Below are 9,962 nucleotides of genomic sequence, written 5' to 3'. Positions count from 1 at the left end.
CAGGACAGGGAGGATTAGAGGAATTTCTCCGTTCTCAACGAACGGGGAGGCCGGGTATACTTAGGGGAAACGGAGCTGAAACCGAATTTCCGCAAGGAAAAAAGGGGGCTGACACGATCGTGTACAAGGTACTGCTTGCTGATGACGAGCATCTTGACCTGGAGGGCATGAGAACGTTTATACCCTGGTCCGAGCTGGGGATGGAGGTGGTGGGCGCCGTAAGCAATGGCTTCTCAGCCTGCGAGTTGATGGAGCGGCAGGCCATTGACATTTTGGTAACGGACGTTAATATGCCGCATATGTCCGGACTGGAGTTGGCACGCCGGGCGATGGACCGGAAGCCGGACGTCCGCGTAGTGTTTGTCAGCGGACACCAGGATTTTCATTATGTGAAGCAGGCGCTCTCCCTCAAAGCCTGCAGCTATGTACTGAAGCCGATGGACGATGACGAGCTGGTCGCCTCGCTCCGGCAAATTACGCTGGAATTGGAGCACGAAGCGAATCGGAAGCGGACGGAGGAACAGTATCTAAAAATGATGCAGGCGTTGCAAGCACAGGGCGTAAAGCGGCTGGAGGACGAGCAGGAGCAGCGAGCTGCGACGCAGTTGAATGAAGCGCAACCCGTGCCAGGCTGCAGCCGGCTGATCCGGGAAATCATCGCGACGATGCAGGAGCGCCTCCATGAGAACCTCACTTTAAAGAACATCGCTCAGCAATTTGCCTTTTCGCCGAATTATCTGGGACATCTTTTTAAGGAAGAAACGGGTCAAGGCTTCAGTGAAATGCTGACCGAGCTGCGAATGGAACGGGCGCGCGAGCTGCTCAGGGACCCTAAGGTGAAAATTTACGAGGTCGCCGGTCAGGTCGGATACCGCTATATCCCTTACTTTAGCCGGCAATTTAAGGAGACCTTCGGGATGACGCCGATGGAATTCCGCAAACGGGAGTGAATCCAACTTGATGAAGATCCACCGCGTCACGCTGCCCCAGGCCCCGCGTTACCTTCCGTTTGGCTACAAGCTGATGTTGACCTACCTCGTATTTATTTTGATTCCGGTGCTGGCGATCGGGTATTTTTCCCATTCTCTCTATCAGGAGTCGATTCGCAATCAGACCCGCAGTAATATTCAGGGGACACTGCTGCAAATCCGGGATAACGTTGAATATAAACTGGCCGATGTCGAGCGCGTCTCCTCGATGCTCTATCACGATTACACGCTGATTACGCAGCTGCGCAGTTATGAGGAGGGCTGGAGCAGTTATGAACGAACGACGATGGTGCTTCAGCCCAAGCTACATATCGCCATGAATGCGACCGGCTTGAAGCTTGCCATGTACGTTTTTCTCGAGAATGATACCTTGCCTGAGATTTATCACGGCTCCTTTGTGAATGAGAACCCGGATGCATTGGAAGGCAACTATAATATCTATCATTTAAGCCGGCTTCAGCATAAAGCGTGGTACATCGATTTCCCGGAGGAGCGATACGGAGAGACGCTTGTTTGGCGGCAGGTGGAGAAGGATCGGGATCAGGATCGAATCTCGCTGCTGCGCCGGTTGGTCGATAGCAATACGCCGTTCGATTTACGGGAAATCGGCTTCTTAAGGCTCAGCGTTCGCATCGGCGAGCTGTTTGAGGCGCTGGATTACCGCAAAATCGGTGAAGGCAGCCAGCTGCTAATCCAGGATGGGGCGGGGGAGACGTTATACGAGTCCGGAGGGGTTACATCATCCTCGGGAACCGCCGAATATTTGACGATCCAAGAGGAGCTCGATGGCCCCGGATGGGTGCTGACGGCCCGGGTGCCCCTGACGATCATGGAACGGGACTCGGCGAAGGTGCGTTGGTTTGTGACCTTAATCTGCGTGTTGTGCCTGATTGTGTTTACGTTTGCCGGCATGTTTGTCTCCCGTTATTTCTCGATCCGGGTGACGAAAATCGTCTCGGTGCTAAACGCCTTCCGCGAGGGAGATTTGCATAAACGGATGCGCTACCGGGGAAAAGACGAATTCTCCCAGATCGCCTCCGCCCTGAATGAGATGGGACAAAATATCGAGCAGTTGATTGAGCAGGTCTATCTGACCAGGCTTGAGAAAAAAGAGGCTGAGCTGGAAACGCTGCAAGCGCAGATCAACCCGCATTTCCTCTATAATACGTTGTCCTCGATCAGCCGGCTGGCTAAGTTCGGGGAGATTGACAAGCTGCAGCGCATGGTGCTGGACTTGGCGAAATTTTACCGTTTGTCGCTCAGCGATGGACGGACGATCATCCCGATTTATAGCGAGCTAGCGCAGGCCGAAGCGTATATTAACATTCAGCGAACGAAGTTTGGTGAGGCGGTGTCGTTCGACTTTGAGGTGGACCCGGCTATCCTGTCCTTAGCCACGGTGAAGCTTGTGCTGCAGCCGTTTATTGAGAATGCGCTGGAGCATGCCTGGTTTGGCGATCCGATCCACGTTCGGATTCTTGGATATACGGACGGGCGGGTGGTCAGCTTCAAAATTATTGATGACGGTATCGGCATGACGCAGGGACGGCAACAGCAAGTGTTCCACCCAGCCCTCGGAGCCGATGGGGGCTTTGGCATTCGGAATGTTCATAGCCGCATTCAACTGCATTTTGGCTCGGAATATGGGGTGAAGATGTTTAGCCGCCCTGGGATCGGTACGACGGTGCTGATCCGGTTCCCGGCCGTTCCTCATGGTGAGGAAATGCCGGGTCTTCGTGCCTCTACAGGAACGTCAAGCATTTCTTCTTCTGACAAGTCTTGACAACTATTGATTTCGCGGTTTAAATAGGGAGATAGTTTTGAACATCTTGTGAATAAAGAAGGCGAAATCACAATGAACTCACAACTTAAGAAGATTCATCCCTTGTCTTGGACGATTATTGTTGGGACGATCTTTGGACGGATGGCATCGTCCATGAGCATTCCGTTTTTATCGATCTACTTGATTAAGTCGCTTGGAGCATCTCCCTCTGAGACTGGGGTTGTCGTTGCGGTCAGTTCATTGATTGGGGTATTCGCCAGCTTCTACGGCGGTTACATCTCGGACGTCATTGGACGCAAGCGGGTGCTGTACATTTCGATATTTGGCTGGGTGCTGGTGTTTATCGGCTTTGGGATGGCGAACCAAGTGTGGCTTTTCTTTATTATGAACGCGCTAAACGGACTCTGTCGTGCGCTGTTCGAGCCAACCTCCCGGGCGCTGCTGGCTGATATCACGCCGCAAGAAAGCAAAATGCTGGTCTTTAATTTGCGTTATGCCGCGATCAATCTCGGTGTTGTCATTGGGCCGATTCTTGGGTTGCAAGTGGGGGCTTCAGAGTCAGGGTTGGCCTTTTATTTCGCGGGAATTGTGTATTTGGTATATGGTCTGGTTCTTGTTTTTCAGTTTATCCTGCATAAAGAAGTCGGAAACGCGGGGCATGGAGCCGGCGAGCGCTTGACGTTGAAGGGCGCCATGCAAGTGACCGGAAGAGATCGTACTTTCTTATATGTACTGATCGGCATGATCTTCTGTGTGCTGGGGTACGGCCATTTCAGTTCCACGCTGGCACAGTATCTGGAGATGACGCCGGGCATCCAGGACGGAGCCAAGCTGTTTGGCTATATGCTGTCGCTGAACGCCATTGTCGTGTTGGCGGTGCAGTTCCCAATCGTCAAGTTTGCCGGCCGTTTCTCACCGATTGTGCCGCTGCTTGCGGGCAATCTGTTCGTGTCCGGCAGCCTGCTGCTGTTCGGCTCGGTGCATGCGGTCTGGGCGTTCCTGGTGGGTGTGGTGATCTTTACGATCGGCGAAGTGCTGATGTTTACGATGACGGACGTGCTGGTTGACCGGATTGCCCCTGCGTCGCTGCGCGGGACGTATTTCGGGATGTTTGGATTCAACCAATTAGGCAATGTACTTGCACCGCTGGTGGGCGGTTTTCTGCTGGATGCCTTTGGCGCCGTGCAGGCTTTGCTGATCTTTGGGATCATTGCGCTGACGACGGCTTGCGGCGTGCCGTTCCTGCTGCTGGCGAAGCGTCACTTGACTGCGAAGGAAGAGGCGCTGGCCATGAAGACAGAGGCGCAGGCAGGAGTACCTGGCTGAGAAGCGGAAATGCTAAAGTGCTGATGTGGGTGCAATTCCTTTGAAGTCTGGCGAAGGAGAAAATAGCATCGCCGGACCGGAGCTACTAACGGGATTTTCTACCGTTAAATTCGGGGCATACAGGCGGTTTGGCGAAAATAACGGGAAATTCTATTGTTAATTTGCTCGAATTGGCGCCTATGGGCGGTTCCGGGCGGAATTAACGTTAGAATTTCCAGTTAATTGAACACAATGGCTATATTTATCGAAAATAACGGTACTTTTTACAGGTAACTGATATAAGTTAGGAACGGCAGGTACATACCATTTGACAACGGATCGGGCGATCAAGCCCGGTCCGTTTTAGGTTTCGGTTGCTTGGGCCAGATGAACGCGGAAATCATAATGAGGCCATCGATGACAAACACGATCCCCCAGACACGCAGGATCCCGCCCAGCGCTTCCGTCCGGCTCGGATCGTTGATGAAGGTGATCATGCCAAGGAGCAGTGCTCCGCCAATCAGGAATGCGAGGGCATGGCGCAGAAATCCTCTCAGCTCGTGTTTGGCATACTCCAGGCCGTAACGTTTAGGTGGTCTGGCGTCCTTTTCCCCGATGATCAAATAACGGTACCAACGATCGGCCCAATCAATCATGCCCTTGCCGAAAGCAATCGATACCCCGATATAGACGGCTGCGATGCCGTGGGCGGTTGTCGCAACAGCACCGTTGTACAGGTCAACTCCGGTGAGGACGAACAGCACCAGATCAATTACCGGCGTCAAAGCCAGCAGGGCCATTCCCAGCTTTGGCCGCTTTAATCCGTAACGGACGGATAGTCCCGCGAGAATCACGATCCAAAAGGCGATCTCACAGGCTACAATCATCCATGCAACAAAGTTCATAATGACCTCCTGTAATTCCGGTATAGATAAAATGTAAAAGTTGAGTGTATTGTATCATCCTGCTTTAATTAATACAACTGTACTAAATAAATTGTGTAATCCGCCTTGGAGGTGCTAAACTAGGAGCATGCCAAAACTAGTAGATCATGAACAAAGAAAACAGACTATCGCTGAAGCTACCTGGCGGGTGATATTGGAGCAGGGGATGGAAGGGGCCTCCGTGCGCAATATTGCCAAGGAAGCGGGACTTTCGCCCGGAGCGTTGCGCCATGATTTCAGCTCGCAGGAGGAGCTGCTGCGGTATGCGATGAACCTGGTCAAGGAGAGAGTAACAGAACGGATCATCGCAATCTCCGGAATGGATCTGCCGTCGCTGGAGAAGGTGCTGAGGATTTTGCAGGAGGTCGTGCCGACCCGTGAGGAGACCCGGGCGGAAGCGGAGGTGTGGATGGCGTTTACGGCCTATTTCCGGCATAAGCCGTGGAAGTTTGATGCGCGTCATGACGGGTTGTACGACTTGATGCAGCGATTGATCACCACTTTGGATCAGCACAGGTTGCTGCAACCCGGGCTCGATCCGGAGATGGAAACGGTGCGTCTGCACGCGTTGATCGACGGTCTCACCTTGCATGCCTTGCTTGATCCTTTGCGGGTAGGTCCAGACCAAATCAACCGCGTCCTGAAGGCTCATCTAGATTCGATCACGAATGCATTTAAGGATCAATAGCTTGCAATCATCTTCCATCGTTAGCAACTGCAACGGGTATCCCCAAATCCGGGCTACTTGTCTTTCGGTCAAGCCGGGGCTAGTCTGCATAATCGGCCAAGTTCCCTCATAGACATGTATCAGTTTAGGAAATCAAACTGCAGAGGGGATGATCTCATGCGCCGTTTCACGTGGATGCTGACCATCGTGATAGCCTTAAGCTTCGTGCTGGCTGCATGCGGGAAAAAGGACGCCGACGGCGTCGTCAAGGATTTGGACAAATTGGTTGCCCAGTTGGAGAGTTATCAGGGCTCCGGCACGATGACGCTTTATACGGGTGACAAGCCTCAGGAGTACAAGGTGGAGGTCTGGTACCAAAACCCGTCGTTCTACCGAATTGCGCTCACCAATGCGCAAAAAGATGTAACGCAAATCGTGCTCCGCAACGAACAAGGTGTGTTCGTACTGACGCCAAGCCTGAACAAGAGCTTCCGCTTCCAAAGCGACTGGCCGGAGAACCAAGGTCAAGTGTATCTGTATCAAACGCTGGCTCGCAGCATCTTGAGCGACAGCTCACGGCAATTTGAAGCTGACAAGGATAGCTACATCTTCGATGTTGCGGCGAATTACAACACTCATGCCCTTGTCCGGCAAAAAATCTGGCTGGCGAAGGACAACTATGCACCGAAGCAAGTTCAGGTATCCGATGCTGAAGCAAAAGTCGTCGTCGAAGTGAAATTCGATAAGTTCGACTTTGGCACTAAGTTTGACAAGAACTCGTTTGACATGCAGCATAACCTCGATACGGCTGCCCAGAATTCCCAAGGCACCCTGCTGGAAGTCGATGAGAATGGCATGCTTGTGGAGAAGACGCCAACGGATGAGGCAACGAGCGCAAACGGCGATGCAGCAACCGAGGAAACGAATGGCGACACTTCGGCTGCACCGGCGTTAACGGAACCTTTTGGCGTGATTATCCCAACGTATCTGCCAGATGGTGTCTTGTACCAGGACGACAAAGCCGTAGAAGGCACCGATCGTACGACTGTACTGCTGCGGTATGACGGTACATATCAATTTACGCTGTCAGAGACGCGTTCGCCAGACCGCACTGCATCGCTCGTACCGGGTGAGTTAATCGATATGGGCTTTACGTGGGGGCTGCTGACCGGCGATACCCTGCGGACGCTGACTTGGACAGTGGACGGTTTGGAATTCCGGATTACGAGCGAGAATTTGCCGGTGACTGAAATGGTGAAAATTGCCGCTTCAATGCAGGATCAAACCGGTAAGTAACACAAGGAACAGGCGGATTGCGGCTGTGCCGAAGGAGCATGCTCCCCCGGCCCCGTGGATTCGCCTCTTTCTTCTATTAATGGTGTCTTTTAATGGTGTCTTTGATAAAATAAACTCCTTCTCAGGAATTGGGTTCTTTTGCAGAATTGACAGCCGCATCCATGAACATTACCATTAGGATATTGCTCAGATATTTGAACTCTCAATCTTTGGAGAAGGTGACCTGAAAGTGCAAGTGATGTATCGACCAACCCATGCGGAAATTGATTTGGACGCGCTGCGCAGCAATTTCGAGGAATTGCGGAGAAGACAACCGAAGGACATGAAAATGCTGGCATGCGTAAAAGCTAATGCGTATGGGCATGGTGCTGTACCTGTGGCGAAGGAGTTGGAACAGATCGGCGCGGATTATCTTAGTGTCGCTTTTCTGGACGAAGCGTTGGAGCTTCGGAAAGCCGGCATTAAGCTGCCGATTCTCGTGCTAGGATATACGCCGCCACACGGGGTTCGCACCGCTTGGGAACATGATGTCACGCTAAATGTCTTCAGCCACGAAGTGCTGGAGGCGATTGAAGCGCTGAATCCTGCGGAGTTCCCGCATAAGCTGAAAGTCCATATCAAGATCGATTCCGGCATGGGCCGCGTCGGACTGCTGCCTGGAGATGAGGCGGTCGCCTTTGTACGCAAGGCAATGCAAGTGCCGCATGTGGAAGTGGAAGGCTTGTTCACTCACTATTCCACGGCGGACGAGGAAGACAAAAGCTATACATTGGAACAATATCGCCGGTTTCAGGGCGTGGTGGAAGCGCTGCGGGAGCATAATATTCGCATCCCAATCATACATACGGGAAATAGCGCCGTCGCCATTGATATGCCGGAACTGTCGGTGCAAATGGTTCGCATTGGCATCGCATTGTACGGTTTGTATCCGTCCGACGAGGTGAGACGTGATCAAGTGCAGCTCACCCCGGTTCTCTCGCTTAAAACGGAAACGGTACGGGTCAAGACATTGCCTGCCCATTCTGCCATTAGTTATGGAGCGAGATACATCACCGAGCAGGAAGAGCGGATTGCCACGCTTCCGATCGGGTATGCCGATGGATATTCACGGATGTTAAACGGTAAGGCGCAGGTACTAATACGCGGCCGCCGAGTCCCTGTAGTTGGCGTTATATGCATGGACCAATGTATGGTATCGCTTCAAGCTTTGGCTGAGGAAGCCGAAGAAATTCAAGCCGGCGAAGAGGTTGTGCTCATCGGCCGGCAAGCCGGCGAGGAAATTACCGCCGGGGAGCTGGCTTCCGCCATGGGAACGATCCATTACGAGTTGATTTGCATGATAGCCCACCGAGTGCCTCGGGTGTACAAACGAAAGGGCGAATCGGTCTTATTGCTGAACCCGCTGCTGTGACAGAATTGGCGCAGCAGACAAATTTCAACAAAACTTTCCCTGTGTGAAGGAATTTATGCCAGGTCTATCGAATACTAAACATGGAAATGATCAGGTATGTACGGCACTACTGTTTTTGTTTATAATGAAATGCAGCATACTTGATATACGCTCGGCATATATTTCTTTTGTATAAATTTCCTTGAATAATGCTATACTGATTATCAGGAAACAGGGGCGAGTAGGTTTTGGGGGTGGAAGTTTTAAGATGGCTAATATGCATAACACCAAAAGAATCATGATCAGTTTGCCGGATCAGTTATTGCAGGAAGTTGATGGAATCGTGGCGATGGAGAACTCCAATCGCAGCGAATTGATCAGGCAGGCCATGAAGCTGTATTTGAACGAGCGGAAGAAACGGTTTATCCGAGAATCGATGCAGCGCGGCTATATGGAGATGGCCAAAATTAATTTGTCCATGGCCTCCGAAGCGTTCCATGCGGAAGAAGATGCAGACATCACTCTGGACCGCCTAGTAAGCGGGGTGTAAACATTGATCGTAAAGCGCGGCGACGTTTTTTTTGCAGATCTCTCCCCTGTGGTAGGTTCTGAGCAGGGCGGGGTCAGACCGGTGCTTATCATCCAGAATGATATCGGAAATCGATTTAGCCCAACAGCCATTGTTGCTGCAATTACGGCACAAATCCAAAAGGCGAAATTGCCGACTCATGTGGAGATTGATGCGGCAACTCACGGATTTGACCGGGATTCCGTCATCTTGCTGGAGCAAATTCGAACGATCGATAAACAAAGACTAACGGATAAAATTACGCATTTGGATGAGGAGACGATGAAGAAAGTGAACGAATCACTGCTCATCAGTCTCGGTTTAATTGATTTTTGAACATTTATTACTCATGTGTGCGTTTTTAGAATGACTTTTTTACGCTCCGGACGTTGCTCCGGGGCGTTGTTTATTTTGCGATAAAATTGATATAGGATCTTATAATTTTCCTATTTGTCGCGCGGGCAATTCGAGTACGATGGGAGTAATCACGGATAAAGGAGAGGTTGCCGTTTGAGCGCTCAGTATGAAATCTATGACGATCCCTTCAAAATGTTGATTTTGCTGGCGACGTTCGTGGCCGAGCAGCAAGACAGCAAGCTGGATTACGAGAACATCGTGCCCTTTGAGAATGACAAGTTTTTATTAACGAACGGCCGGTTCCTGTACAAAAAGGATCAGGTCGAGATCACCTGGTACCAATTCCTAGGGCGGGATATCCAGTGCAACAAGGACCTGACCCGGCAAGAATACAATCGGATGTTCGTCGATTGCATGGCCTCGGTTTATGGAGTGGGCTAGGCTAGCGAAACGAGCAAAAGTGCAAGCGCAAGGGAGTTCCTTGGCGGCTTGCACTTTCTTATTGTTGCTTGGACGGTTGGGTGGTAGGGGGCAGTCTGGTAAGGTGGTGCGGCTCGGCTCGGCTCGGCGGAATGTATTCGATTTTTCATATAGAATTGTGTTGATTTCGGGGATTAGGGCGGATTCTATTCGATTTTTCATATAAAAAAACGGATTCCGGCC

General features: G+C 51.5%; 10 protein-coding genes. 9 read left to right on the top strand and 1 reads right to left on the bottom strand.

Translation table 11 applies throughout. The features are described from left to right. Window positions 1-119 precede the first annotated feature (119 nt). From PBA01S_RS21840 to PBA01S_RS21830, 3 genes are all read left to right on the top strand, one after another. Window positions 120-950 carry a response regulator transcription factor gene (locus PBA01S_RS21840; protein WP_127576726.1) on the top strand — a complete coding sequence of 277 codons (831 nt, stop codon included), beginning with the start codon at window positions 120-122 and terminating at the stop codon, window positions 948-950. A gap of 10 nt (window positions 951-960) precedes the next feature. Further along, entirely contained in the window at window positions 961-2,772 is a 1,812-nt protein-coding gene (locus tag PBA01S_RS21835; protein WP_085170013.1) for a cache domain-containing sensor histidine kinase, read from the top strand. Window positions 2,773-2,844: 72 nt separating this feature from the next. Then, window positions 2,845-4,098, top strand: coding sequence for an MDR family MFS transporter (locus PBA01S_RS21830; RefSeq protein ID WP_085170014.1), 1,254 nt, complete (start codon window positions 2,845-2,847; stop codon window positions 4,096-4,098). 326 nt (window positions 4,099-4,424) lie between these two features. Here PBA01S_RS21830 and PBA01S_RS21825 read toward each other — a convergent pair whose 3' ends face one another. Further along, window positions 4,425-4,982: a hypothetical protein gene (locus tag PBA01S_RS21825; protein ID WP_085170015.1), complete on the bottom strand. Its 558-nt coding sequence runs from the start codon at window positions 4,980-4,982 to the stop codon at window positions 4,425-4,427. A gap of 127 nt (window positions 4,983-5,109) precedes the next feature. Between PBA01S_RS21825 and PBA01S_RS21820 the strand changes: the two genes are divergently transcribed. The 6 genes from PBA01S_RS21820 (at window position 5,110) to PBA01S_RS21795 (ending at window position 9,740) form a co-directional block, all read left to right on the top strand. Next, window positions 5,110-5,709, top strand: a complete 600-nt coding sequence (locus PBA01S_RS21820) for a TetR/AcrR family transcriptional regulator (RefSeq protein ID WP_127576725.1) — start codon at window positions 5,110-5,112, stop codon at window positions 5,707-5,709. Window positions 5,710-5,865: 156 nt separating this feature from the next. Continuing rightward, complete coding sequence (locus PBA01S_RS21815) at window positions 5,866-6,984, top strand: LolA family protein (protein WP_127576724.1); 1,119 nt, start codon at window positions 5,866-5,868, stop codon at window positions 6,982-6,984. Between the two features lie 229 nt (window positions 6,985-7,213). Beyond that, on the top strand, window positions 7,214-8,395 hold the full coding sequence (gene alr, locus PBA01S_RS21810; protein WP_028539677.1) for an alanine racemase: 1,182 nt from the start codon (window positions 7,214-7,216) through the stop codon (window positions 8,393-8,395). A gap of 247 nt (window positions 8,396-8,642) precedes the next feature. Beyond that, window positions 8,643-8,924, top strand: a complete 282-nt coding sequence (locus PBA01S_RS21805; RefSeq protein WP_016313120.1) for a CopG family ribbon-helix-helix protein — start codon at window positions 8,643-8,645, stop codon at window positions 8,922-8,924. A 3-nt stretch (window positions 8,925-8,927) separates the two neighbouring features. After that, window positions 8,928-9,278: a type II toxin-antitoxin system PemK/MazF family toxin gene (locus PBA01S_RS21800; protein ID WP_028539678.1), complete on the top strand. Its 351-nt coding sequence runs from the start codon at window positions 8,928-8,930 to the stop codon at window positions 9,276-9,278. 174 nt (window positions 9,279-9,452) lie between these two features. Continuing rightward, window positions 9,453-9,740 carry a hypothetical protein gene (locus PBA01S_RS21795; RefSeq protein WP_028539679.1) on the top strand — a complete coding sequence of 96 codons (288 nt, stop codon included), beginning with the start codon at window positions 9,453-9,455 and terminating at the stop codon, window positions 9,738-9,740. Window positions 9,741-9,962 lie beyond the last annotated feature (222 nt).

The sequence above is a fragment of the Paenibacillus barengoltzii NBRC 101215 genome (genome assembly GCF_004000745.1).
GTDB classification, from domain to species: Bacteria; Bacillota; Bacilli; order Paenibacillales; family Paenibacillaceae; genus Fontibacillus; species Fontibacillus barengoltzii.
This window is presented reverse-complemented; position numbering and strand designations above follow the sequence as displayed.